The following is a 25,633-nucleotide window of genomic DNA, read 5'->3' as shown; positions in this document are numbered from 1 at the left end:
CGAGGTGAGTCACTTGACTCACCTCTAGGGTCTGCCTACCTTGAGAGAGGTGGTGAGTCGACCGACTCGCCATTAGCGGAAGGAAGCACCATGGGGCGCTTTGAGGGGCAGACCGTCGTCGTCACGGGCGGCAGCGGAGGCATGGGCAGCAGCCATGTGCGGGGCTACCACGCCGAGGGGGCGAACGTCGTCATCGCAGGGCGGGACGAGGAGGCGGGGCGCGAACTCGCCGCTCAGCTCGGCGACCGGGCGCTGTTCGTTCGGCTTGATGTCACCAGCGAGGACGACTGGGCGGCACTGGTGCGAGAGGTTGAAGGCCGCTTCGGGCCGGTCGCCGTCCTGGTGAACAATGCCGGGGTGCAGAATCCGGCGGCACTCATCGAGCACACCGAACTGCACACCTGGGAGCACACCTTCAGCGTCAACGTCACCGGGCAGTTCCTCGGCACCAGGGCCGTGACCCCGTCGATGCGCGAGGGCGGCGGCGGGGTCATCGTCAACATCGCCTCGACGATGGCCCATGGCGGCACGGCCTACTACGCGCCCTACACCGCGAGCAAGTGGGCCGTGCGCGGGCTCACCAAGACGGCCGCGCTGGAGCTGGGGCGGGACAACATCAGGGTCAACTCCATCCACCCCGGCGTCGTCTCCACACCGCTGATCAACGAACCCGCCGCCGCAGGACAGCCGGCCATCGCCGACGTGTACTCTCCCGATCCCTTCGCCATCCCCCGACTCGCCGAACCCGCCGACGTCACCCGCCTGTTGCTCTTCATCACCTCCCAGGAGGCGGGTTTCGCCACAGGCTCGGAATTCGTCCTGGACGGCGGCCTGCTGCTCGGCCCCGCGCTCCGACCCGAGCCCGCTAACGCGGCCTGACTACGCGGTCGTGGCGATGCCGCCGTCCACGGGGATCACGGTGCCGGTCAGGTACGCGCCTGCCCGGCCGGCGAGGAAGACCGCGACGCCCGCCATGTCGTCGTCGCGGCCGATCCGGCGCAGTGGGGCCGCCGCAGCGATCGCCTCGCCCAACTCGTCGAGGGTCTCGGCCATCATCTTCGACGGGAACGGTCCCGGTGCCACGGCGTTCACGGTGACGTGCTGCGGTCCGAGTTCCTTGGCGAGCACCCTGGTGAGCTGGTGCAGCGCGGCCTTGCTGCTGGAGTACGAATAGTTGGGCCGCTGGGGGATGTGGATCGCGGCGATGCTGCCGATGTTGATGATCCGCGCCGGATCGTCGACGGTGCCCGCCTTGCGCAGTGCGGGCAACAGCGCCTGGATCAGCCAGAACGGCGACTTCAGGTTGAGGTCGACGACCGTGTCCCAGGCCGCGTCCGGGAACGTCTCCAGCGGCTCGTCCCACATGGCGCCCGCGTTGTTGACGAGGATGTCGAGACGCTCCGCGTCGGCGGTGACCAGATCGGACAGCCGCCGACACTCGTCGTGGCGGGAGAGATCGGCGGGGATGGCCCGGACCTCACCGAACTCGGAAAGGTGTTCCGTCGCCCGAGCGCACGCTTCCGCGTCGCGTGAGCTGATGACCACGCGGGCGCCCGCCTGGAGAAGGCCACGCGCGATCATCATTCCGATGCCTCTGGTGCCACCGGTGACGAGCGCGTGCTTTCCACGCAGGTCGAAAAGTTCCGCATGCGTTGTGAATTGCTTGTCCACCACTTGCCGCCATTCTCGTTGGTCGTGTTGCGGGGTGCTGCGTCGACGCGGCAGGTGTTCGGTTGAGCTGTCGCAACGCTATGACCTTGGAGTGCACTTCAAGCAAGCGGATCAGGGGCGCGCGTAAGGGAAAGGGAAAGGGGCCCGGCTCCGAAGAGCCGAGCCCCTTTGGGCCCGCAAACGCGAACGGGGCGGTGCGATCAGGCGGCGGACCAGATGACCGGCTTGTCGCTGTACGCGTCGCCCTCGTCGAACTCGGCGCCCGTGACGTCGCCGCTCCGCGACGCCGCGAGCGAGCAGGTCTCGAACGACGCGCCCTTGGCGAACTCCGCGGGCGCGGATTCCTTGTCGCACTTGCCGGGGATGTCGCCGATCAGCGAGACGCCCGTGCTCTGGCCGCCGTCGAGGAGGCCCCTCAACTGGATGTACGCGCGCGAGAGGTCGGTGTCGCCCACGTTCTCCACCTTCATCTTGATGAAGTACGGAGTCAGGCCCTTCGCCCGCGCGCCGAACTGGGACATGTCGGCTTCGGCGCCCTTGTCGATCGCCGTCACGGTGATGGCGAGGGTGCCCTTCTTCTTGGCGTACTCGAAGGGCAGGATCGCCTTGTCGCCGACCTTGAGCTGGGTGCCCGGCGCGGTGGCGTCGCCCGCGGGCGCGGCCTCCCCACTGTCGGCGCTCGGGCTCTCCTCCGCCGCGGCGCTCGCCGAAGCCGTCGCCGCAGGCGACTCCTTCTCCGCCGCCCCGTCGTCACTGTCGCTGCCGCAGCCCCCGAGCCCGATGCCGAACGTGGTGGCCAGAGCGGCCGTCAGTACGGTACGTGCCATGCGCATGTGTCAAACCCTCGCTGTTTCATGAACCGTTCGCCGACGTGGCGAAGTTCCGCGAAGTTTGTCAGGCGCAGTGTGTGCTTTCTGTGCGCGTCACGTGACGCGACCGTCTCGTGACGACGACGCTTGTGCCCTACACGCATGATGTACGCGGGGTGATCAGGGCCGTCACGTGCCCGACCCTCGACCGGCATGGGAACAGATCTCCATGAGAAATCCTCACTTAAGGGCGTGCGTCCGCCACTTGCGCAGCCGATGACCAGCCCCCATGCCGGTCCCTCAGTGACGTGATCAGCGAGGGCAGATGTACGTCGGCGGCTCCGTGGGGGTCGCGACCCAGTCGCCCGTCACTGTGCCGCCGCTGCGCCACTGCACGTAGGCCTTCGCGCGGACGATCTTTCGTGCCGACGAACCGCACGAGTACGTGGTGGTGCGCGCGACGTCCTGATCGGGCTCCCAGGCGTTGGCAGGGAACTCGTCCCGGAGGAGGGTCCAGTTGCCGTTCAGGTTGTACTCGAGTCGCACCTCGATGACCTGGACGTCGTAGTTGGTGCCGCCGCTGGTGTCGGTCACCCGGGCGTGCGCGTTGAAGACGCCGGTGGACGGCATCTCGATGTTGGCGCAGCGGACGACGCCGCTGCCCTCGCAGTTGTGCGCGATCTGGGTGGCGGACGCCGGCGCGGCGGTCAGCAGGGTCATCCCGAACGCGGTGCCGATGGCGGCCGCCAGGCCGCTCATGAACTTTCCGTGGATTCGCATGGCGGGAGACTGTCCGGCGCCGTCGACGGCAGATTGCAGCATCCTGCAGCCCGCGGCGGTTGCGGTCAGGTGGTGATGCGGCTCAGACGCTCGCGGAGCCGGAACCCCGCAACGAAACGGGTCGGGGCGTCGAGGAGGTCGAGGATCGCGGCGACCTCCGTCCGGACCGTGCGCACGCTGAGTTCGAGCCGGCGGGCGATCTGCTCGTCCGAGGAACAGATGAGCAGGAGCGCGACGACGCGGCGCTGGCGTTCGGTGAGGCCGTCGGCGGGCGGCTCCTCGGCGGCGCACGGGTACGCCGTCGCCCGCACCGCGTCCCAGTAGCGGCGCGCGGCGGCCATGCACGCGGCGTCCCGCACGGCGATGACCGTCGACCGGTTGCGGACGGTCGGCCCCTCGAGGAGAACCTCGACCCCGTCGACGATCTTCATCTCCAACGGCCCGTAGCCGAAGAAGTACACCTGCGGGTCCTCTCCGGACAGCACGAGCCGCACGTCCGGGCTCAGCGCGTCGCGGTGCCACACGCTGACCATCCGAAGGCCGGCGTCCACCGCGAACGCGTTGTTCGGCAGGCTCACGGCGAGTCGTTCCACGGAACCGCTGGGCTTGACGGAGTCGAGAGTGCGCCAGGACGGGAGCTCACGGGCGAGATTCCGGTTGATCTCCTGTCCGCCCCGTCCGAGGACGCGTGCGGCGACCGGCTGCCCGCGTTCCAGCGCCCGTGCCACCCGCAGCCGTTCGGCCTCCAGGCGCGTCATCGCCTCCGTCACCCGGAGTCGCCCCGGCCCGGAGAACCGTACGGAATCGTCGAAGACCGAGAAGTCCCGCTCAGGCAGCGCGCACTGGTCCACCGTCATGTCTCCCCCCGAGTACGCCCGACCGGTGAGGAGACGGGCGTCGACCACGCCCGGATGCTAGCGCTCCCAGGGGAGCGCCGCCGCATGGTCGGTGACGGGGACGCCGGCGAACAGGTCCAGGGGCATGCCGTCCTCCAGAGGGAGTCGTGCTCTTGAACGTGGTGACGGGGCCCGAGCCCGAAAGTCATCGACGCGGCGTGCCGCCCACCCGGCGCGTCAGCTCGCGCGCCGTCTGTGCCACGTGGCCCGCGATGCGCTGCTGCTCCGCCTCGTCGACCTGCTCGTCGGGGAAGGTGACCGCGACCCCGGCTATCGGGTGGGCGTGGTGGTCGAGGACGGGCGCCGCCACCGAGGAAAGGCCCGGGGTGACCTCGCCCTCCTCCGTCGCGTAACCGCGGCGCCGCGCCTGCGCGAGCAGCGTCCGCAGCGCCGTCAATGTCGCCGGGCCCGCCCCGTGGCGCCGCATCACGAACGCCGAGCGGTCGGGGAACAGCGCCCGCACCTGCGCCGGGGGCAGCAGCGCGAGCACCGCGCGGCCGCTCGCCGTCAGATGCGCGGGCAGCCGCACGCCGACCTCGCTGATGAGCGGCGGACGACCCGGAGCCCGCTCCTCGATGACGTAGATGACCTCCCGGCCGTGCAGCACCGCGAGGTTCGCGTTGTGCCCCGTGCGGTCGACGAGCGCGGCGAGCGGGGCGCGGGCGAGCCGCTGGATCGGGGCCTGCCGCTCGTAGCCGGAGGCGAGTTCGAAGGCGCTGACTCCGAGCCCGTAGCGCCGCTCCTCCGGCAGATGGACCACGAAGCCGTCCGCCGCCAGGGTGTCGAGCAGGTGGTACGTCGTCGAGCGCGGCAGGCCCACGTCGCGGCTGATGGCGGCCGCGGGGACGGGCGCGGCCTGGCGGGCGAGATAGCGCAGGACGGCCAGGACCTGCGCGGCTGCCGGGACGATGCTCATGGGGCGAGAGTAGACCAGACATGCCGCAAACCAACTGTCTGGGATCCCAGAATCTCTGTCTGGGATCCCAGACAGATCGCGTGTCGCGGGGGTCGCGGATCCCTGCTCGCCTGCGGCTTCATAGAGACATGACCGTTGTTGTTGGTGTCGGTGCCCTCGCTGCCGACGAAGTTGTGTCCGTTGCCCGTCATGGCGCTCAGGTGGCCCTCGCCCCCGAGGCCCTCCAGGAGATCGCCCGCAGTCGCGAGGTCATCAAGGCCCTCGCCGACGACGTGAAGCCCCACTACGGCGTCTCCACGGGCTTCGGCGCCCTGGCCACCCGCCACATCCCCACCGAGCTGCGCGCCCAGCTCCAGCGCAGCCTCGTGCGCTCCCACGCGGCCGGTTCGGGCCCCGAGGTCGAGCGCGAGGTCGTCCGCGCCCTCATGCTGCTGCGTCTGTCCACCCTCGCCACCGGCCGCACCGGCGTCCGCACCGAGACCGCCGAGGCCTACGCCGCGCTCCTGAACGCCGGCATCACCCCGGTCGTCCACGAGTACGGCTCCCTCGGCTGCTCCGGCGACCTGGCCCCGCTCGCGCACTGCGCGCTCGCCGTCATGGGCGAGGGTGTCGTGCGCACCGCCGACGGCGAGAAGAAGCCCGCCGCCGACGCCCTCGCCGAGGCCGGCATCACCCCGGTCGTCCTGGAGGAGAAGGAGGGCCTCGCCCTCATCAACGGCACCGACGGCATGCTCGGCATGCTCGTCCTCGCCGCCCACGACCTGCGCCGCCTGCTCAGCACCGCCGACATCGCCGCCGCCATGAGCGTCGAGGGCCAGCTCGGCACCGACGCCGTGTTCGCCGCCGACCTCCAGGCCATGCGCCCGCACCCCGGCCAGGGCGACTCCGCCGGCAACCTGCGCTCCCTGCTCGCCGACTCGGCGATCATCGCCAGCCACGCGGGCCCCGACTGCACGTACGTGCAGGACGCCTACTCGCTGCGCTGCACCCCGCAGGTCCACGGCACCGCCCGCGACACCCTCACGCACGCCGAGCTCGTCGCCTCCCGCGAGCTGGCCAGCGCCGTCGACAACCCGGTCGTCACCCTCGACGGCCGCGTCGAGTCCAACGGCAATTTCCACGGCGCCCCGGTCGCCGCCGTGCTGGACTTCCTCGCCATCACCGTCGCGGACGTCGCCTCGATCTCCGAGCGCCGCACCGACCGCTTCCTCGACCCGGCCCGCAACCGCGGTCTGAACGCGTTCCTGGCCGACGACCCGGGCGTGGACTCCGGCCACATGATCGCCCAGTACACGCAGGCCGCGATCGTCTCCGAGCTGAAGCGGCTCGCCGCCCCGGCCTCCGTCGACTCGATCCCCTCCAGCGCCATGCAGGAGGACCACGTGTCCATGGGCTGGTCGGCCGCCCGCAAGCTGCGCCGCGCCATCGACGGCCTGAGCCGCGTCCTGGCCGTCGAGCTCTACACCGCGGCCCGCGCGCTCGACCTGCGCGCCCCGCTGACGCCCGCCCCGGCCACCGCCGCCGTGCGCGAGGGCCTGCGCAAGACCGTCGAGGGCCCCGGCACCGACCGCTGGCTCGCCCCCGAGATCGAGGAGGCCGTCCAGTACGTCGCGTCCGGCCGCGCCCTGGCCGCCGCCGAGTCGGTCACCGGCTCGCTCGTCTGACCCGGACGCACGCCGTCCCCTCACACCTCCCGGCTCCGGCGTGACCCGGGAGGTGTGCCGGGCCCCGGCCGGCCCTTCCCCCTCGCACGTCCCTCAACGTGCCGCAGGGAAGGGCCGGTCAGGATCCGGCGCAACGGGCAAGGGCCCGGCCCGCTGCCACCCACGCCCCACCCCACCCTCTTCGTGCCCTCCCCGTCCGCGGCGCGGCCGGGCAGCCCTCAGAAGGAGCTCTTCCCGGTGAACGACCTGCCGACGGCCACGGTGCACAACAGCGTCGGGCAACTGCGCGCCGACGCCTGGAGCTCCCTGACGGACCTCACCCACCGCCTCGCCACGCAGGGTGCGGACGAGCATCCGGGCACCGTCGCGGGCATCGAGGAACTCCTCGACCTCCTCACCCCCATCGAGCACTGCTGGGCCTTCCCCGGCATCCCCGCCCTCACCGAACTCGCCGCCCTGCTCGACGAGGGCGACCACCGTCATCTCGCCCAGCGCGCCGACGAGTTGAACCGCGCGCTCGCGGGCCACCGGCACCGCGGCACCGCCCCGCACACCGCTGCCACCCCCAGCCCCGCTCCCGAGGACACCGCCGACGGCGCACACACCCTTCCCGCGCCCTCCACCCCGTACTTCGAGGTCCTCGTCGTCGGCGACCTCGACGCCGCCGAGGAGCACGCGCTCCGTGCCGAACTTCGCCGATTGCGCCGCCCCGACGACGAGTTCGCCTACGAGATCGTCGTCGCGCCCAGCTTCGAGGACGCCGTCATCGCGTCCCTGGTCAACTCCGGCCTCCAGGCCGTCGTCATACGCGACCGCTTCACCGACCGCTCACGCCACGACCTCAGCGTCGTACGCCGCTTCTTCGACGCGGCCGCCGACGCGCCCGCCGCCCACCCCGGCGACAGCGAGGACCAGGTCAGCGACCTCGGCGACCGGCTCCTCGCGCTGCGTCCCGAACTCGACCTGTATCTCGTGTCCGAGCGGGCTGTCGAGTCCACCGCGGGACGGCTCAGCCGCCGCTTCCGGCGCGTCTTCCACGCCCGCGACGGCCTCCTCGAACTCCATCTGTCGATCCTGCACGGCATCACCGAGCGCCACCGCGCCCCGTTCTTCACCGCGCTGCGTGCCCACAGCCGCAAGCCCACCGGCGTCTTCCACGCGCTGCCCGTCTCCCGCGGCGCCTCGGTGCTCAACTCGCCCTGGATCCCGGAGATCGCCGACTTCTACGGCCTCAACATCTTCCTCGCCGAGACTTCCGCCACCTCCGGCGGCCTCGACTCCCTGCTCGCCCCCACGGGGCCGCTGCGCGAGGCCCAGGACCTGGCCGCCGAGGCCTTCGGCGCCCGCCAGACGTACTTCGTCACCAACGGCACGTCCACCGCCAACAAGATCGTGGTGCAGGCGATGGTGCGGCCCGGCGACATCGTGCTCGTCGACCGCAACTGCCACAAGTCGCACCACTACGGGCTCGTCCTCGCCGGCGCGCACGTCGTGTACCTCGACGCGTATCCCCTCGACGAGTACGGGATGTACGGCGCCGTCCCCGTCGAGGAGATCAAGCGCAAGCTGCTGATGCTCAAGCGCGAGGGCGTCCTGCACCGCGTCAAGCTCCTGATGCTGACGAACTGCACCTTCGACGGCATCGTCTACAACCCGACGCGCGTCATGGAGGAGTGCCTGGCCCTCAAGCCGGACTTGGCGTTCCTGTGGGACGAGGCATGGTTCGCCTTCGCCCGCTTCCACCCCGTGTACCGGCGGCGCACCGCGATGGCCTCCGCGCGTGCGCTCACCGACCGCTACCGCGACCCCGCGTACGCCGACACGTACGCCGCACACCGTGCGAGCCTCGGCGACGACCCCGACGACGAGACCCTCGCCACCGCGCGTCTCATGCCCGACCCGGAGCAGGTCCGCGTCCGCGTCTACGCCACCCAGTCCACGCACAAGACACTCACGTCGATGCGCCAGGGCTCCATGGTCCACGTCTTCGACCAGGACTTCCGGCACAAGGTCGCCGAGGTGTTCCACGAGGCGTACATGACGCACACCTCCACCTCGCCCAACTACCAGATCCTCGCCTCCATGGACCTGGGCCGGCGCCAGGCCGTCCTGGAGGGGTACGCCCTCGTCCAGAAGCAGCTCGAACAGGCGGGTGTGCTCCGCGACGCCATCGCCCAGCACCCGCTGCTCAGCCGCTACCTGCGCATCCTCACCACCCCCGAACTCGTCCCGCACCGCTTCCGCTCCTCCGGCATCGACCAGCCGCTGCCCGCGGGCCTCGCCCGCATGGAACGGGCCTGGGAGGAGGACGAGTTCGTGCTCGACCCGACCCGCGCCACCCTGCACATCGGGCTCACCGGCATCGACGGAGACACCTTCAAGCACGATCTCCTCATGGACCGGCACGGCGTCCAGGTCAACAAGACCACCCGCAACACGGTCCTGTTCATGACGAACATCGGCACCACCCGCAGCTCGGTCGCCTACCTCATCGAGGTCCTCGTCCGCATCGCCGAGGACCTGGAGGAACGGATCGGCGAGATGGGTCCGCACGACCTCGCCGCGCACCGCGCGACGGTCACCGCGCTCGACGCCGGTTCCGCCACGCTGCCGGACTTCAGCGCCTTCCACCCGGCGTTCAGGCCGAGCCCGCTCACCCCTGAGGGAGACATGCGCAGCGCGTTCTTCCTCGCGTACGACGACACCGAGTGCGAGCACCTCACGGTGGACGCCATCACCGAGGCGATGGCACGGGGGCGTACGGTCGTCTCCGCCACGTTCGTCACGCCGTACCCGCCCGGCTTCCCCGTCCTCGTCCCCGGACAGGTCGTCAGCAAGGACGTCCTGACGTACATGGAGGCCCTCGACACCCGCGAGATCCACGGCTACGACCCGGAGGCCGGCTACCGCGTCTTCACCGAAGCCGCCCTCGAAGCACGGCACACCGCCGAGCGCTGAGACCCGTCCGCCCCGAGAAAGGACCACGACCCTTCATGGCACCCCAGATCCTGCGCGCCCACGACCGCACCCCGGCACCGTGGAAGAACGGCGGCGGCATCACCACGGAGGTCCTGGCGCACCCCGAGGGCGCGGGCACGGACGACTTCGCGTGGCGGATCAGCCTCGCCGACGTCGCCACCGCGGGCCCGTTCTCCGCGTTCGAGGGCGTCGACCGGATCATCACCGTCGTGGAGGGCCGGGGCATGGCCCTCACCGTCGACGGCACGGAACACATCATCGACACGCGCTACGCCCCCTTCCCCTTCTCCGGCGACGCCACCACCGACTGCCGCCTCCTCGACGGCCCCCTGGTCGACTTCAACGTGATGACCCGCCGGTCGGACGCGAAGGCCACGGTCCGCATCGAACGCGCCTCGACCCGCCTCGAACCGTCCCCCGGCACCCGTGTCCTGGCTCTGGTCCTGGAGGGCACGGCGACGCTCGCCGACATCACCCTCGACCGCCTGGACGCGGTCCTGCTGGAGGAGGACGCCGCGGACATCGCCGTCGACGGGGTGCTTGCCGTCGTGTCCCTCACCGAAGTCCGCTGATCCCATGGCTCGGGGCCTCGATGGTCCGGGCCCCCTGAGCGAAGATGTCCGCATGAGCCAGGGAAGCGATGAGGTACGCGAAGCGATCGCAGGCGAGAAGCGCCTCATGGACCCCGACGTCCGCACGTCGCGCTCGCTCGCCGGACAGCTGCTGGATCCGGAGTTCGTGGAGGTGGGTGCGTCCGGGCGGCGGTGGACGTATGACGACATGCTCGCCGCGCTGCCCGAACTCGACGGTGCGGTCGAGGGCGGCCCACGCTACGAGCCCACAGAGATCACCGGGGTCCTGCTGGCACCCGGCCTCGTGCACCTCACGTACGAGACGGTGGTGGACGGGCGGCGGGCACGGCGGAGTTCGCTCTGGCGCAGGCAGGACGCGAACACACCATGGCGGATGTACTACCACCAGGCCACGCCGGTCCCGGCCGACAGCATGTGACCAGACGTCCTGGACGGTGATCGTCTGCCGCAGAGCACGAGCGTGCAGAACCTTGGTGGCACGCCGGCCGACGAGTACCTTCTCCACGGTGACCTTCAAGGAGACGCGGGGCCTGGCGCCGATGAGTGACGGGGCCGCACTGCACTGGACCGCCCTCGGCGACACCGCCCGGCGGCCGCCCGTCGTCCTGCTCCACGGCGGCCCAGGACTGCCGGGCTACCTCGGTGACCTCGCCGCCATGGTCGGAGACCTCGCGCCCGTGTACCGCTACGACCAGCGGGGCACGGGCCGCTCCGTCTGGCAGGGCCGCCACACACTCGCCCGGCACGTCGACGATCTCGCCGAGCTGCTCGACGCCTGGGACGCACCCCGGGCCGTCCTGATCGGCCATTCCTACGGTGCCGACCTCGCGAGCCGGTTCTGCCTGAGACACCCCGACCGGGTTGCCGCCGCGTTGCTCATGTGCGGTCCGTACGTGGGGGAGTGGCGTACGGGGTACCGGGCCGAGCGGAGCCGCCGCATGACTGCTGCGCAGCAGGAGCGGCGCCGGGAGCTGGAGGCCGTGGGCGACCGCACCGTGGACCAGGAGGTCGAGCTGCTCACGCTCTCGTGGTTCACCGACCACGCCGACGCCGAGCGCGGCCGGGAGTGGGCCGCCCGCGCCGCCCGCACACGTCGCCCAGTCAACTGGGCCATGAACGCCGAACTGGGCGCGGACGGACGCGCGGACCCGCTCGATGCGCGCCTGGACGAGCTGCGGGCGTGTCTGCCCGCCCGCACCGAACTCCTCGCCGGCGCCCAAGATCCGCGCCCCGTGGCGGCCCTCGCGGCTCTCGCGCGCCGGCTCAACGTCCCGCTCACGCGCATCGAGGCCGCCGGACACGAACCGTGGCTCGAACGGCCCGAAGCTGTACGGGCCCACCTGCGGCGCTTCGTCCGTGAGGCGGTCGACGCATAGGAGCAGCCGCCAGGCCGCGGCTCTCGTGCCCGGCGGCCTGGCGGCTTGTTCGTGGGGAGGGGGAGTGGGGGAGTGGTGTCAGGTCCACGTGGTCGTGGCGGTGTGGATCAGGCGGGCCGCCGTGCGGGCCGTGCGGGTGTCCACGTCGAACTCCGGGTTCAGTTCGGCCACTTCGCACACCACGAGCTTCCCGCTCGCCGCGACCCGCGCGCACACCCGCTCGACGACCTCCACCGGCACCCCGTACGCGGCCGGAGCGCTGACACCCGGCGCGGTGGCCGCCGGCAGGACGTCGAGGTCGATCGTCAGGTGCACCAGGTCGCAGCCGTCGAGGAACGCGTCGACGAACTCCTCCACCCGCCGCATGCCGAGCACACCGCACTCGGTGTCGGCCAGGTGTCGCACCCCGAGGGACGCCGCCGTGCGGAACAGGGCCTCCGTGTTGCTGGGTTGGCTGATGCCGAGCACCCAGTAGTGGAGGTCGCGGCCGTGCGACCGTTCACCTTGCGCCATCTGAAGGAACGGCGTGCCGGAGCTGGGCCGGGCGTCGTCGCGCAGGTCGAAGTGCGCGTCGAGGTTGAGGACACCGAGCCGGGCCCCGGCGCGTACGGCCCGTGTGCGCGCCAGACCGCTGTACGTGCCGTACGCCACCTCATGGCCGCCACCGAGGACGACCACCCGCAGACCCCCGTCGACGAGGTGCGCGACCGCGTCGCCCAGGCGCCGCTGGCCGTCCTCGAGCGCGTCGCCCTCGACCGTCACGTCACCGGCGTCGTACGCCCGCAGCGGCCTCGGCAGCGCCATCGACGCCAGCGCGCGGCGCAGCGCGTCCGGGCCCTGGGCGGCGCCGGGCCGCCCCTTGTTGCGGCGCACACCGGCGTCGCTCGCGAAGCCGACGAACGCGATGTCACCCGGTTCGATCAGCCCGGGGTCCCGTTCGACGGCATGGTGCCAGCGCAGGTGCTCGGCTCCTGGCCCGTCGTCCCGGCCCGACCAGAGCCTGGCCGGGACGACGGCACGGGTGCTCACGCGGAGTCGCCCTCCGCCATCGGCACCCGCACACCACGCTCCTTGGCGACCGACGACGCGTGCTCGTACCCGGCGTCGACGTGCCGGATGACACCCATGCCGGGGTCGTTCGTGAGCACGCGCTCCAGCTTGCGGGCGGCCAGCTCGGTGCCGTCCGCGATGCACACCTGACCGGCGTGGATGGAGCGGCCCATGCCGACGCCGCCACCGTGGTGGATGGAGACCCAGGAGGCACCGGACGAGGTGTTCACCAGGGCGTTGAGCAGCGGCCAGTCGGCCACCGCGTCCGAACCGTCGAGCATCGACTCCGTCTCGCGGTAGGGGGAGGCCACCGAGCCCGAGTCGAGGTGGTCGCGGCCGATGGCGACGGGGGCAGAGAGCTCGCCGCTGGCGACCATCTCGTTGAACTTGAGGCCCGCCAGGTGCCGTTCTCCGTAGCCGAGCCAGCAGATGCGCGCCGGGAGACCCTCGAACGCGACGCGCTCACCGGCCATGTCGAGCCAGCGGTGCAGGTGCTTGTTCTCCGGGAACAGCTCCTTGATCGCCTTGTCGGTGGCGGCGATGTCCTTCGGGTCGCCGGACAGCGCCGCCCAGCGGAACGGGCCGAGACCCTCCTCGAACAGCGGCCGGATGTGCGCCGGAACGAAGCCGGGGAACGCGAACGCCCGCTCGTAACCGGCCTTGCGGGCCTCGTCGCGGATCGAGTTGCCGTAGTCGAAGACCTCGGCGCCCTTGTCGAGGAAGCCCACCATCGCCTCGACGTGCAGACGCATCGACTGCCGCGACCGCTCGGTGAAGCCGGCCGGGTCCGCCTCGCGCTCCTTGTGCCAGTCCGCCACCGAGACACCCACCGGCAGGTACGCCAGGGGATCGTGGGCCGAGGTCTGGTCGGTGACGATGTCGATCGGCGCGTCCCGCTCCAGGAGCTCGGGGAAGACCTCGGCGGCGTTGCCGACGACGCCGATGGACAGGCCGCGGCGCTCGTCGCGGGCCTGGACCGCCAGCTCCAGGGCGTGGTCGAGGTTGTCGGCCTTGACGTCGAGGTAGCGGGTGCCGATGCGGCGGTCGATGCGGGTCTCGTCGACGTCCACGCAGATCGCGACGCCCTCGTTCATGGTGACGGCGAGCGGCTGGGCGCCACCCATGCCGCCCATGCCCGCGGTGAGCGTGATGGTTCCGGCGAGCGTCCCGTCGAACTTCTTGCGGGCGACCGCGCCGAACGTCTCGTAGGTGCCCTGGAGGATGCCCTGCGAGCCGATGTAGATCCACGAGCCGGCCGTCATCTGCCCGTACATCATGAGGCCCTCGGCCTCCAGCTTGCGGAAGTCCTCCCAGTTGGCCCAGTCGCCCACGAGGTTGGAGTTCGCGAGCAGCACGCGCGGAGCCCACTCGTTCGTCCGCATGACACCGACCGGTTTTCCGGACTGCACGAGCAGGGTCTCGTCGTCCTTCAGCGTCTTCAGGGTGCGCACGATCGCCTCGTACGCCGCGTGGTTGCGCGCGGCCTTCCCGGTGCCGCCGTAGACGACGAGGTCCTCGGGGTGCTCGGCGACCTCGGGGTCGAGGTTGTTCATGAGCATCCGCAGCGCGCCCTCCTGCTGCCACCCGAGGGTGTTCAGCTCGGTGCCGCGCGGGGCCCGGACGGCGCCCGGCGCTTCGTGGGAAGGGCTGGTCATGTGTGTGCTCCTCAGGGGATCGAGCGGTTGTGCCCCGTCATCACACGGCAGCGGGCGGCCCTGGACCAGCGGGGCCGCCCGGATTTCTCGGATCCGAGACGGCTGTGTCCGCGAGGGCCGGAGGGGCCGACCGCGCGCGGCACCGCTCCCATAGGATCGACGCAGGCAGGAGCGGGTCGGCAGCACGGGCCTGGACAGTCGGAGGCAGCGGGGGAGCGATGGCGAGGACGGTGGGCGGCATGACCGTGGACCCGGCGGAGCTGGCCCGCTGGTACGAGGAGGGCGTGAGCGGCGCCGTGCCCGCGTACCAGCGCGTCAAGGAGCTCGTCGAGCGGCAGATCAGGGACGGGCACTGGCGGGAGGACGACGCCCTGCCGTCCGAGAGCCAGTTCGTGGAGGCGCTCGGCCTGTCCCGCATGACGGTCAACCGCGCGCTGCGCGAACTCGCCGCGGACGGTGTCATCCGCCGGGTCATGGGCGTCGGCAGCTTCGTCGCCCAGCAGAAGGCCAGCTCGGCGCTCCTGGAAGTCCACAACATCGCCGACGAGGTGCACGCGCGCGGCCACCGCTACTCGGCCCGCGTGCTGTCCCTGGGCGAGGAGCGTGCCGACGAGCGGACCGGCGCACACCTCGGCCTCGGCAAGGGACAGCCGGTCTTCCGCTCACAGGTCGTGCACTACGAGGACGGGGTGCCGCTCCAGCTGGAGGACCGGTACGTCAATCCGGCGTTCGCGCCCGGCTATCTGGAGCAGGACTTCACGCTCCAGACACCCTTCACGTTCCTGTCGAAGGTGGCGCCGCTCGGCCGCGGCGAGCACATCGTGGAGGCCGTCCTCGCCTCGCCCGACGAGGCCGCGATCCTCGACATCGGCCCCGCGGAGCCGTGCCTGCTGATCCACCGCCGCACCTGGTCGCGGGACGCCCTCGTGAGCATCGCCCGGCTGCTGCACCCCGGCACCCGCTACCGCCTCGAAGGCGCCTTCGCCACGCACTGACGGCACGGGCCTGGGTGTTTCAGGCGGCCCGCCCGCCGCCCGTCGCCGGGGCGTGGCCCGACAGCGCCGCGGTCAGCCGCGCCGCGCCCTGTGCCAGCGCCTCGCGCACCGACTCCGTGTCGTGCCGCCCGTGATGGCGGCGCCAGGTGGTGCTGATCGCCGCGACCGGCCGCCCGTTGTGGTCGAACGCCGCGGTGCCCATCGAGCAGAACCCGGGCGACACCAGCTCCACCTCCTGCGACCAGCCGCGCTCCCGGTCCCGGTCGAGCTCGGCCGTCAGCTCGGCGAGGGAGCGCGGCCCGCGTCCGGTGCGGGTGGTGAGGTCGCCGGGCCGCGGGAACAACGCCCGCAGCTGGGCCTCGGAGGTGTGCGCGAGGACGGCGCGCCCGTTGGCCGTCAGATGGGCGGGAAGGCGGACACCGACATCCGTCACAAGTGCGATGTCGATGTCACCGGAGCGGGCCGGGGGCCGCTCCTTGAGCAGATAGACCGTCTCCGCGCCGTGCAGAATGCCGAGGTGCACGGGCTGGCCCAGGCGGCTCGCGACGGTGCGCAACACGGGCCGGGCCAGCCGCTCCAGGGGTTCGTGCCGCAGGTACGCGGAGCCCACCTCGAACGAGGAGACACCGAGCCCGTACGCCTGCTCCGACGGCACGTACGTGACGAAGCCGCGGTCCGTGAGGACGGTCAGGATGTGGTAGGCGGTCGACCGTGGAATGCCCAGGTCACGGGCTAGAGTGGCGGCTTGCACCAGGCCGGGTCGGCCGGCCAGGTACAGGAGCATGTCCAGGGCTCGTCCCACGGCGGGCGACGCACTCGACGCCGTTGCCGTGACGGTTTTCGGCGCGCTCATCCGCTCAGTCATCGGACCACCTCTTGACGGGCCTGTATAGACAGGAATATACAGGCTGCCGTTCGTCGTCGGGAGCCCGGACCGCACGTTCTGCAGCACGTCCGCCGGCCCCACCCCGAAGAGGGAGACACTCGTTTGCGTACCGAAAAGGCCGGCCTGAGCCGAGGGCTCAACTCACGGCACATCCGCTTCATCGCGCTCGGCTCAGCCATCGGCACGGGGCTGTTCTACGGCTCCTCCGAGTCCATACAGGCGGGCGGTCCCGCCGTCCTGCTGGCCTATCTGATCGGCGGCGCCGCCGTCTTCCTGGTGCTCAGGTCGCTGGGCGAGATGGCGGTGGCCTCGCCCACCGCCGGCTCGTTCGGCGAGTACGCGAACCGATATCTGGGCCCGCTCGCCGGGTTCGTCACCGGCTGGACGTACGCCTTCGAAATGGTCATCGTGGCGGTCGCCGACGTCACCGCCATCGGCGTCTACATGGGCTTCTGGTTCCCCGACGTGCCCCGCTGGATCTGGGTGCTCGCCGCCGTCGTCATCGTCGGCGCGCTCAACCTGGTCAGTGTGAAGGTCTTCGGCGAGCTGGAGTTCTGGCTCTCCCTCGTCAAGATCGTCGCCATCGTCGCGATGATCCTCGTCGGCATCGCGGTCATCGCGTTCGGCCTCGGCAGCGGACACGTCCACGTCGGCCTGGACAACCTGTGGAGCCACGGCGGCTTCTTCGCCGGGGGCATCGACGGCTTCGTTCTCTCCTTCGCCGTCGTGATGTTCGCCTTCGGCGGCACGGAGATCATCGGCGTCACGGCCGGCGAGGCGCAGTCCCCGGAGAAGACGATCCCTGGCGCGGTCAACTCCATCCCGCTGCGCATCATCCTGTTCTACGTCCTGACGCTCGGCGTCATCATGTCGATCACGCCCTGGCAGCAGATCGACGACTCCGGCAGCCCGTTCGTGCAGATCTTCGCCGGGGTGGGCCTGAAGTCCGCGGCCGCCGTCCTCAACCTCGTCGTCCTGACCGCCGCCCTGTCGGCCATCAACAGCGACATCTTCGCCGCGGGCCGCACCATGTACGGTCTCGCCGAGCGCGGCCACGGCCCGGCCGCCATGCGGCGCACGACCTCCAACGGCGTGCCCTGGGTGACCACCCTCGTCATGGTCGGCGCGCTGCTCTTCGGTGTCGTCATGAACGCCGTCGTGCCCGGCAAGATCTTCCTGATCATCTCCTCCATCGCCACGTTCGCGACCGTCTTCGTGTGGGTGATGATCATGCTGACGCACGTGAAGGCGCGCCGCTCGATGTCGGCCGAGGAGGCCGCGGGCCTCAAGTTCCCCGCCCCGTTCTGGCCGTACGGGCAGATCATCACGCTCGTCTTCATGGTCGCCGTCCTCGTCCTCCTCGGCTTCCAGGAGGACACCCGCGTGGCCCTCGAGGTCGGCGCGGCCTGGCTGGTGCTGCTCGGCGCCGTCTACGCCCTGGCGATCCGCCGCAAGGCCGGCACGGCCCCGCAGTCCGTGCCGGCCGAGGCCGACGCCGTCGACCAGGAGCGCGCCGAGGTCACGAGCTGACCCCGGCCCCCCCTGCTCACGGCCCGGACCACCTCGAGTGGTCCGGGCCGCGGTACGTCGGAGACCTGTCGGCGACATGTCGGTAACGCTTGCCATGGTGGGTGGACCGGTGCTCCTCGCGAGCACGCCGCCCGCGTCACGAGGAGCCCGCCGCCATGACGTCCTGGAACGCCGCCCGGCCACCGTCCGCCGAAGACCGGACCTTCCTGGTGACAGGAGGCAACGCCGGGATCGGCTACTTCACCGCCGAACAGCTCGCCACCACCGGCGCCCTCGTCTTCCTCGGCAGCCGCGACCGCGCCAAGGCGGACACCGCCATCGCATCGATCCGTTCGCACGTGTCCGGCGCGCGCCTGCGCCACCTGCCGCTCGACCTCGCCGACCTGTCGTCCCTGAAGGCATCCGTGGACACCCTGGACGCCTTGGGGGTCGGCCGTCTCGACGCCGTCGTCCACAACGCCGGAGTCGCCCTCGACGACCCGCCGCGCCGCGAGACCCGCGACGGCCACGAGCTGATGTTCGGCACCAACCACCTCGGGCACTTCGCCCTGACCCGATGGCTCGCGCCCCTGCTGACCGCGGCGCCCGTGGGCCGCGTCGTGACCGTGGGCAGCTTCGCGGCCCGCTCCGAACGCCTCGACCTCGCCGACCTCCAGTCCACCCGCGACTACCGGCCCAAGCGCACCTACGGCCGCTCCAAACTCGCCCAGATGACCTTCGGTTTCGCACTCGACCGCCGCCTGCGGGCCGCCGGCAGCACGGTGATCAGCGTCGTGGCCCACCCCGGCGGCGCCCTGGACGGCCTCACGCCCTCGCGCCCGCCGGTGTCCGTGACCACGCCCGGCGAACGGCTGCGGGCACTGCCCGCCGCGCTGCTCGTCCAGGGCAAGGAGGCAGGAGCGCGGCCCGTCGTGCGTGCGGTCCTCGACCCGGACGTACGGGGCGGGGAGCTGTGGGGGCCGCGGGTCTTCGGGCTGCGAGGGGCGCCGCGTCGCGAGCCGGTGCCGGAGCACATGGCGGACCGGGGCGTAGCCGACCGGCTGTGGTCGGCGAGCGCGGAACTCGTGGGCGTGGACGCGGATCTCGGCTTCCGGTGACCGTGCGGCATGTTTTGACACGGGCGCGGCGGCGCAGTCCTTCGGGGAGCACGAAGCACCGAGCACCATCGTGAGAGGCACGTCAGGTACGTCATTACGGAGATCACCGGTGGCCCGCGCACCGGGGAAGGACGGTGGCATGACGGACGCTGTTGCCCGGCAGGTCGAGGCCGCGCCCGCGGTGACGCTCGACCGGCTCGGCCTCGGGAGCGGGCGCCTCGCCGCGGCCCACACGGTCCTGGACGAGGCCGAGGCGGTCGCCCTGGCCCGCGGGCACTGGGGCCTCGACGCCGTCGCCGCGACCCGGCTCGCGACGGAGAAGGACGACACGTTCCGCCTCGAGACCGCGCGGGGTCGGGCGTACGTCGTCAAGGTCTCGCATCCCGACGAGGCGGACGCCGAGGTCGACTTCGAGACCGAGCTGATGCGGCACGTGCGCGAGACCGCGCGCCGGGTGCCGGTCCCCGAACTGCTGCCGTCGACCGACGGCCGCTTCCTCGTGCCCGTACGGGACGGTGGCGGGCGGCACCGGCTGGCGCGCCTCATGACGTTCGCCGCGGGCACCCCGCTCGACACCACCGGCACGTCAGGACCCGAACGGGAACGCATCGGCGAGATGCTGGCCCACCTGCGGCACGCCACCGCCGGGTTCCGGCATCCGGCGGACGACCGGCTGTGCGCGTGGGACGTCCGCCACCTCCCCGTACTGCGCCCCCTCCTGCGCGAGGTCCCCGACATCGCACAGCGCGAGGCACTGGCCGCAGGTCTTGACCGCTACGAGAACGTGGTCGTGCCCCGGTTGCCGTCGTTGCGCACCCACGTGCTGCACAACGACTTCAGCACCTCGAACCTCCTCGTCGACCACGACGACCCCGCATTCGTCACCGGCGTCATCGACTTCGGCGACGCCGTGCACACCGCGATCGCGGTCGACGTGGCCACCGCGCTGCTCAACCAGCTCCCGCGCGACGCCGCGACGCGGCCCGTGCCGGACCTGTTCGCCGAGGCCCGGGACGTCCTGCGCGGATACCTGCGGCACGCCGACCTCACCGACACGGAACGGGCGTTGCTGCCGCACCTCGTGATGGGCCGGGTGGTCGCCCGCGCGCTCATCACCCTGCACCGGGCGTCGCTGATCCCCGGGAACACGACGTACATCCTGCGCAACACCGAGCCGGGCTGGGGTCAGTTGGCGTGGTTCCTGGCTCGAAGTCCCGACGCCCTCTCGGCCACGTTCCTCTGAAGCCGTCCGACACACCGCAGCAGGTCCGCCCGCACCCGAGGATGATGTGAATGACCACCCCTGAGACCAAGTCCCGCGGCAAGATGAACAACGCGTTCGACCCCAATACGGCCGAGGGGCTCTCGCCGGCCTCCCGTGAACTGGTGGAGCGCCGCGAGAAGTTGCTCGGTCCCGCCTATCGCCTCTTCTACCAGCAGCCCCTGCACATCGTGCGCGGCGAGGGCTGCCGGCTCTGGGACGACGAGGGCAACGAGTACCTCGACGCCTACAACAACGTGGTGTCCGTCGGCCACGCCCACCCGCGCGTCGTCGAGGCCGTGCACCGCCAGATGCAGACGCTGTGCACCCACACCCGTTACCTCCAGGACGGCATCCTGGACTACGCCGAGGACCTGCTGGCCACCCTCGAAGGGCCAGTGGGGGACGGCCACGCCATGTTCACCTGCACCGGTTCCGAGGCCAACGACCTGGCGCTGCGCATCGCGAAGTACCGCACCGGCAACGAGGGCGTGATCGTCACCTCCGAGGCCTACCACGGCAACTCGGACCAGATCGCGGGCATCTCACCGGCGCTCGGTGAGAACGCCTCACTCGGAACGTGGGTGCGTCGCGTGCCGACACCGGACTCGTACCGCATCCCGCAGGAAGGCATGGCGGAGTGGTTCGCCGCCCATGTCCGCGAGCAGATACGGGAGTTGGAGCGCCACGGCGTGGGTGTCGCGGCGTTCATCGTCGACTCGCTGTTCAGCTCCGACGGCCTGTACGCGCAGCCGACCGACCTGCTCGGACCGGCCGTCAAGGCGGTGCAGGAGGCGGGCGGGCTCTTCATCGCCGACGAGGTGCAGTGCGGGTTCGCGCGGTCGGGGGAGCGCATGTGGGGACACCAGCGCCACGACGTGCACCCCGACATCGTCACCATGGGCAAGCCGATGGGCAACGGCTACCCGGTCGCGGGCCTCGCCGTCACCCACGACGCCGTCGCCGAATTCGGTCACGACATGCGGTACTTCAACACCTTCGGCGGCAACACGGTCGCCATCGCCGCCGCCCAGGCCACCTTCGACGTCATCCGCGACGAGAACCTGCTCGCCAACTCCCACCGCGTCGGCGAAACCCTCCGCGCAGGCCTCGCGGACCTGGCCACCCGCCACCCCGCCATCGGCGACGTCCGCGGCGCAGGCCTCTACGCCGGAGTGGAACTGGTCACCGACCACACCACCAAGTCCCCGGACCAGCCGCTCACCACGGCGGTGGTGAACGGCCTCCGCGAGCGCAGGATCCTGATCTCGGCGACCGGCACCCACGGCAACGTCCTGAAGATCCGCCCGCCGCTGGTCTTCACGGAGAACGACGCGGACCGCCTGCTGGCGACGCTGGACGAGGTCCTCACCCACACCGCCCGATGAGTTCCGCTCCGGGAGCCGGTCCACCCTTGCGGGAGCCGACCCGGAGGAGTGGGACACATGGACCTGTACAGCGTCATGTGCGTGAGCGACCGGACCAAGGCGCTGGAGTGGTACGAGGTGTTCTTCGGGCGCCCCGCCGACGAGACCATCGGCGACGAGCGCCTGTGGCGGCTCGGCGAGAACGCGTGGATCGTCGTCGACGACCGGAACGTGCGCGCCGAGCGGGTGGGCGGCGCCATGGTCACGCTCGGGGTGACCGGCCTCGACGCCGTCCTGGACCGGCTCGCCGCGCACGGCGTGCCCCACGAGCCGGTCGAGACGTACGGCAACGGCGTGCGCCACGTCGTCGTCCTCGACCCCGACGGCAACAGCCTGTCGCTCGCCGAGGCCCGACACCCTGAGGGCCGGGGCCTCGGCGAGGGTTCAGCGCTGCGTCGTCGCCCCCAGCGCCGAGCCGAAGCGTGCCTTCACCGACGGGTGGTCCATGCTCTCCGGGTTGAAGAGGATGGAGCCCTTGCCCGTCGGGCCGTCGGGAGTGCCGGGGATGACGCTCACCGCGCCCGTGCCGAGGTACTTGCCGGGGGCGCCCACCGTGAGGTCGGCCGTGCCGTCGCCGTCGTAGTCGCCCGCGGCCACCGCCGAGCCGAAGAGGTCGTTGCCCTCGCTGGCTCCGGTGACGCCCGGCGTGGCCAGGGTGATGGTGCGGGCGCCGGACGCGTCGAGGCCGGAGTCGGCGCCGGGGACGACCGTGACCGAGCCGGCGTTGTTGAAGCCGTCCGGGTCGGGGGCCGTGGTGTCGGACGTGACGAGGTCGGCGTGGCCGTCCCCGTCCAGGTCGGCGAGGACACCGGCGCGGCCGGGATGCGCCTCGCCGCCGTACGCGACGCCGGACCCGAGGCCCGAGGCCGTGCCCGGGAACATCCGCATCAGGAAGTCGTCGGGCCCGTCCTCCGCCGTGGTGTCCACGACGATGTCCGCCTTGCCGTCCCCGGTGACATCACCGGAGACGAGGGTGTAGCCCGCGAACGGCAGCCCCGTCTTGCCGAGCGTCGACCCGGTGAGACCCTTCGCCGAGCCCGCCAGGACGCCGAGCGTGCCCTCGTCCGCCGGATCGTCCATGTAGGCGACGGTGGCGAGGTCGGTGTAGCCGTCGCCGTTGACGTCGCCCGCGGCGATCCGCCCGGTTCCCGCGCCGCCGCCGGGCGGGGTGAGCGACTTGATGGCCGGCTTCGGGGTGTCACGCAGCTTGGTGGCCCCCTTCACCACGTACACCTTCGTCCCGGCCGCCACCGCGATGTCGTCGCGGCCGTCGTGGTCGAAGTCGCCGACGGCCAGCTTGTCGCCGAAGCCCTGCCGGGCCGTCGGCGTGGGCGCGTTGAAGGCGATCGCGTCCGCGCTCAGCCCGCCCTTCGCGCCGAAGACGACGGTGACCGAGCCGGCCCCCTTCACCGAGCCGATGGCCTCGCCGCCCGCGCCGATGACCAGGTCCGCGTACCCGTCCCCGTCCACGTCGCCGACGGCCTCGGCCGAACCGAACCGGTCGCCCGCCTCCGGCGTGCCGGGGATGCCCGCCGTGCGCTGCGTGATGCCCTTGTGCCGCGTGGTCCGCACACCCTGCGCGGTGCCGTACGCCACCGACACGTAGCCCGCCTTCGCGAACCCGGCGATCGTGCCCTCGGGGGCGCCCACCGCGAGGTCACCGAAGCCGTCGCCGTCGAAGTCGCCCGCCGGGGCGGCCGCCGCCCGCGTCTCGGCCTGCGCCGGGGCGGCCAGCAGGACGCCGCCCGTCACCGCCAGCGCCGTCGCGCACGCCGCGAGCAGCCGTTGCCGTCTCATGCCGTTCACACACACTCCCGTTGTCCTGTCGCCGTGGTGCCCGATGCGCGGGGTTTCCCCGCGTGATCCGGCGCATCGTCATCACAGCAGACCTCTGAGGCATGTGACCGGTTGTCCACGCCGGAGTAAAGGACATGTGAACGCCCCACGGAGGCCGGGGCGACGAAGTGGTCCAAACCACCCGAAGGGGTCTCGGGCTGTGAGGCCACCCATATGAGCCACGGCACATGCGAAGCGCGGTAGTAGGTGCCCAGGTCCGGGTCGACGGCCAGCCCGCGTCGCACCGACCTCCTGTCCGAAGTGTCCGATCCGCCGGACCTGCGTAGTCGGGTAGTACGTCACACCTTTGCGTCCCGCCGACCGCCGCCGTTACCCCTGATTGAGTCCCCGGCAGGCCGGAAGGGTCCGGAACGCACCGACCCCGGCTCGCCCCCACGACGCGCTTCGCGCCGTACCCCCGCTTGGAGAGTCACCCTCATGCTGTTTGTCCAGACGCCGGCGAGCACCGACCGCACCCTCCGCCTCCGCAAGATGTCCGTCACCGGCATCGCCGCGACCGGCGCCATCGCCGCCGCCCTGACCCTGGTGCCCACGCAGGCGCACGCCTCCGAGCGCCTCGCCGCCGACAGCAAGCCCGCCGCGGCGGCCGCCGCCGCCAAGCCGAAGGCCGAGGCCCCCAAGGCCCCCGCCGCCAAGACCGCCAAGAGCTACCCGAACAACCTCGACGGCTGGATCCGCGAGTCCCTCGACATCATGAAGGCCAAGGGCATCCCCGGCTCCTACGAGGGCCTGCACCGCAACATCATGCGCGAGTCCTCCGGCAACCCGAACGCCGAGAACGGCTGGGACATCAACGCCCAGAACGGCGTCCCGTCCAAGGGCCTGCTCCAGGTGATCCAGCCCACGTTCGACACGTACCACGTGGCCGGCACGTCCCACAACATCACCGACCCGGTCGCCAACATCACCGCTGCCGCCAACTACGCCGCCGACCGCTACGGCTCCATCGACAACGTCGACTCCGCGTACTGAGGCGCCCGCCGCACACCCGGCGCCCCGACACGCACCACGTAGTACCGCAGTACCGCAGTACCAAGGAAGGCCCCCTCCATGCCGCACGACAGCGGGAACGAGCCCCAGGCACACCCGGACGACCCGCCCGTGGTGCCCGCCTACGGCCCCGCACGCCTGCGCCGCTCCAAGCACCGCAAGCGCAAGCGCGCCCTGCGCTGGATCGCGGGCGGTGCCCTGGGCCTGACCCTGGTCGGAGGCGGCGGCGTGGCCTACGCCTGGCAGCACCTCAACGGCAACATCGAGGGCACCGACGTGGACTCCGCCCTCGGCAAGAACCGGCCGCACGACCGGCACGACGGCGCGATGAACATCCTGCTGCTCGGCTCGGACTCCCGGAAGGGCACCCACGGCGAGTACGGCTCAGGCGTCCTCGGCGCCCGCGCCGACACGGCGATGGTCCTGCACGTCGACAAGAGCCACAAGAAGGCCTCCGTCGTCAGCATCCCCCGCGACACCGTCGTCGACCGGCCCGCCTGCAAGACCTCCAGCGGCAGCGCCCCCGCGGCCCACGACGCCGTGTTCAACTCCTCGTACGCCGTCGGCGGGCCCGCCTGCACCATGAAGACGGTCGAGAAGATGTCGGGCGTCCGCATGGACCACTATCTGGAAGTCGACTTCAAGGGCTTCCAGAAGCTCATCGGCGAGCTCGGCGGCGTGGACATCACCGCCCGCACCGCCATCCACGACACCAACAGCGGACTGTCCCTGGACGCAGGAAAGCACCGCCTGAAGGGCAAGGACGCCCTCGCGCTCGTCCGCACCCGGCACGGCGTCGGCGACGGCAGCGACCTCGGCCGCATCCAGCTTCAGCAGGCCTTCATCAAGGCGCTGATCCACCGCGTCGAGACCGTCGACCCGCTGGGCAGCCCCAGCAAGTCCTACGCGCTCGCCGACACCGCCACCAAGAGCATCAGCGCCGACTCCGACCTGGCGTCCGCCGACAAACTCCTCAGCCTGGGCCAGGAGTTGAAGGGCATCAGCCCCGACCGCACCACCATGGTGACACTGCCCGTCACCTACGACGCGCAGGACGCCGGCCGCGTCCTGCCCATCGAGAAGGCGTCGCAGCACGTGTGGACGGCGCTGCGGCACGACCGGCCGATCCCCGAGAAGGCGACGCACGGTTCGGTCGGCGACCGCACCGACTCGCCGGTGGTGGGGGCCGGGGCCTGACGGC

The 25,633-nt window shown here is 71.4% G+C and carries 22 protein-coding genes; 13 read left to right on the top strand and 9 right to left on the bottom strand.

Going from position 1 to position 25,633, the window contains the following annotated elements:
- Positions 1-90: 90 nt before the first annotated feature.
- Positions 91-879, top strand: a complete 789-nt coding sequence (locus tag ACTWJ8_RS03185; protein WP_443262784.1) for an SDR family NAD(P)-dependent oxidoreductase — start codon at positions 91-93, stop codon at positions 877-879.
- Here the strand turns inward: ACTWJ8_RS03185 and ACTWJ8_RS03180 are convergent, their stop codons facing one another.
- The 5 genes from ACTWJ8_RS03180 to ACTWJ8_RS03160 all read right to left on the bottom strand — a co-directional run bounded on the left by ACTWJ8_RS03180 (position 880) and on the right by ACTWJ8_RS03160 (position 5,072).
- Positions 880-1,674, bottom strand: a complete 795-nt coding sequence (locus tag ACTWJ8_RS03180) for an SDR family oxidoreductase (RefSeq protein ID WP_443262783.1) — start codon at positions 1,672-1,674, stop codon at positions 880-882. It lies immediately after the preceding gene.
- Between the two features lie 197 nt (positions 1,675-1,871).
- The gene (locus ACTWJ8_RS03175) at positions 1,872-2,504 is read right to left on the bottom strand and encodes a hypothetical protein (RefSeq protein WP_443262782.1); all 633 of its coding nucleotides are present in this window, start codon (positions 2,502-2,504) and stop codon (positions 1,872-1,874) included.
- Between the two features lie 288 nt (positions 2,505-2,792).
- Positions 2,793-3,260, bottom strand: a complete 468-nt coding sequence (locus tag ACTWJ8_RS03170; RefSeq protein WP_356379827.1) for a hypothetical protein — start codon at positions 3,258-3,260, stop codon at positions 2,793-2,795.
- 65 nt (positions 3,261-3,325) lie between these two features.
- Positions 3,326-4,165: a helix-turn-helix transcriptional regulator gene (locus tag ACTWJ8_RS03165; protein WP_443262781.1), complete on the bottom strand. Its 840-nt coding sequence runs from the start codon at positions 4,163-4,165 to the stop codon at positions 3,326-3,328.
- Between the two features lie 136 nt (positions 4,166-4,301).
- The gene (locus ACTWJ8_RS03160; protein WP_356379821.1) at positions 4,302-5,072 is read right to left on the bottom strand and encodes an IclR family transcriptional regulator; all 771 of its coding nucleotides are present in this window, start codon (positions 5,070-5,072) and stop codon (positions 4,302-4,304) included.
- Positions 5,073-5,200: 128 nt separating this feature from the next.
- Here ACTWJ8_RS03160 and hutH point away from each other — a divergent pair, with 128 nt between their 5' ends.
- From hutH to ACTWJ8_RS03135, 5 genes are all read left to right on the top strand, one after another.
- Positions 5,201-6,736: a histidine ammonia-lyase gene (gene hutH / locus ACTWJ8_RS03155; RefSeq protein WP_356379818.1), complete on the top strand. Its 1,536-nt coding sequence runs from the start codon at positions 5,201-5,203 to the stop codon at positions 6,734-6,736.
- Positions 6,737-6,973: 237 nt separating this feature from the next.
- Positions 6,974-9,694, top strand: a complete 2,721-nt coding sequence (locus ACTWJ8_RS03150) for an aminotransferase class I/II-fold pyridoxal phosphate-dependent enzyme (RefSeq protein WP_443262780.1) — start codon at positions 6,974-6,976, stop codon at positions 9,692-9,694.
- 35 nt (positions 9,695-9,729) lie between these two features.
- Positions 9,730-10,287 carry a HutD/Ves family protein gene (locus tag ACTWJ8_RS03145; protein ID WP_443262779.1) on the top strand — a complete coding sequence of 186 codons (558 nt, stop codon included), beginning with the start codon at positions 9,730-9,732 and terminating at the stop codon, positions 10,285-10,287.
- A 52-nt stretch (positions 10,288-10,339) separates the two neighbouring features.
- The gene (locus tag ACTWJ8_RS03140; RefSeq protein ID WP_443262778.1) at positions 10,340-10,726 is read left to right on the top strand and encodes a nuclear transport factor 2 family protein; all 387 of its coding nucleotides are present in this window, start codon (positions 10,340-10,342) and stop codon (positions 10,724-10,726) included.
- 88 nt (positions 10,727-10,814) lie between these two features.
- A complete protein-coding gene (locus tag ACTWJ8_RS03135; protein ID WP_443262777.1) occupies positions 10,815-11,684 on the top strand; it encodes an alpha/beta fold hydrolase in 870 nt (289 codons plus the stop codon).
- Between the two features lie 78 nt (positions 11,685-11,762).
- Here the strand turns inward: ACTWJ8_RS03135 and hutG are convergent, their stop codons facing one another.
- The gene (hutG, locus tag ACTWJ8_RS03130) at positions 11,763-12,713 is read right to left on the bottom strand and encodes a formimidoylglutamase (RefSeq protein ID WP_443262776.1); all 951 of its coding nucleotides are present in this window, start codon (positions 12,711-12,713) and stop codon (positions 11,763-11,765) included.
- On the bottom strand, positions 12,710-14,389 hold the full coding sequence (hutU, locus tag ACTWJ8_RS03125) for a urocanate hydratase (protein WP_443262775.1): 1,680 nt from the start codon (positions 14,387-14,389) through the stop codon (positions 12,710-12,712). Before hutU ends, hutG begins: the two co-directional genes overlap by 4 nt.
- Positions 14,390-14,628: 239 nt before the next feature.
- Here hutU and hutC point away from each other — a divergent pair, with 239 nt between their 5' ends.
- Positions 14,629-15,384, top strand: a complete 756-nt coding sequence (hutC, locus tag ACTWJ8_RS03120) for a histidine utilization repressor (protein WP_356379801.1) — start codon at positions 14,629-14,631, stop codon at positions 15,382-15,384.
- A gap of 19 nt (positions 15,385-15,403) precedes the next feature.
- On the opposite strand, the gene ACTWJ8_RS03115 is transcribed toward hutC, so the two are convergent.
- A complete protein-coding gene (locus ACTWJ8_RS03115) occupies positions 15,404-16,237 on the bottom strand; it encodes an IclR family transcriptional regulator (RefSeq protein ID WP_443264793.1) in 834 nt (277 codons plus the stop codon).
- Positions 16,238-16,372: 135 nt separating this feature from the next.
- On the opposite strand from ACTWJ8_RS03115, the gene ACTWJ8_RS03110 reads away from it, so the two are divergent.
- The 4 genes from ACTWJ8_RS03110 (at position 16,373) to ACTWJ8_RS03095 (ending at position 21,546) form a co-directional block, all read left to right on the top strand.
- A complete protein-coding gene (locus ACTWJ8_RS03110) occupies positions 16,373-17,800 on the top strand; it encodes an amino acid permease (protein ID WP_443262774.1) in 1,428 nt (475 codons plus the stop codon).
- 155 nt (positions 17,801-17,955) lie between these two features.
- Positions 17,956-18,897, top strand: a complete 942-nt coding sequence (locus ACTWJ8_RS03105; protein WP_443262773.1) for an SDR family NAD(P)-dependent oxidoreductase — start codon at positions 17,956-17,958, stop codon at positions 18,895-18,897.
- A gap of 139 nt (positions 18,898-19,036) precedes the next feature.
- A complete protein-coding gene (locus ACTWJ8_RS03100; RefSeq protein ID WP_443262772.1) occupies positions 19,037-20,140 on the top strand; it encodes a phosphotransferase in 1,104 nt (367 codons plus the stop codon).
- A 50-nt stretch (positions 20,141-20,190) separates the two neighbouring features.
- Positions 20,191-21,546 (top strand): aspartate aminotransferase family protein, encoded by a 1,356-nt coding sequence (locus ACTWJ8_RS03095; protein WP_443262771.1) that lies wholly within the window; start codon positions 20,191-20,193, stop codon positions 21,544-21,546.
- A gap of 423 nt (positions 21,547-21,969) precedes the next feature.
- Here ACTWJ8_RS03095 and ACTWJ8_RS03090 read toward each other — a convergent pair whose 3' ends face one another.
- Positions 21,970-23,382: an FG-GAP-like repeat-containing protein gene (locus ACTWJ8_RS03090; RefSeq protein ID WP_443264791.1), complete on the bottom strand. Its 1,413-nt coding sequence runs from the start codon at positions 23,380-23,382 to the stop codon at positions 21,970-21,972.
- Positions 23,383-23,859: 477 nt separating this feature from the next.
- Here ACTWJ8_RS03090 and ACTWJ8_RS03085 point away from each other — a divergent pair, with 477 nt between their 5' ends.
- Complete coding sequence (locus ACTWJ8_RS03085) at positions 23,860-24,414, top strand: transglycosylase SLT domain-containing protein (protein WP_356379786.1); 555 nt, start codon at positions 23,860-23,862, stop codon at positions 24,412-24,414.
- A 78-nt stretch (positions 24,415-24,492) separates the two neighbouring features.
- A complete protein-coding gene (locus ACTWJ8_RS03080) occupies positions 24,493-25,629 on the top strand; it encodes an LCP family protein (protein ID WP_443262770.1) in 1,137 nt (378 codons plus the stop codon).
- Positions 25,630-25,633 lie beyond the last annotated feature (4 nt).

The organism is Streptomyces sp. SDT5-1 (assembly GCF_052245995.1).
Classification (GTDB): Bacteria; Actinomycetota; Actinomycetes; order Streptomycetales; family Streptomycetaceae; genus Streptomyces.
Note: the sequence above shows the minus strand (reverse complement) of the source record. Positions and strands in the feature narration are given on the sequence as shown.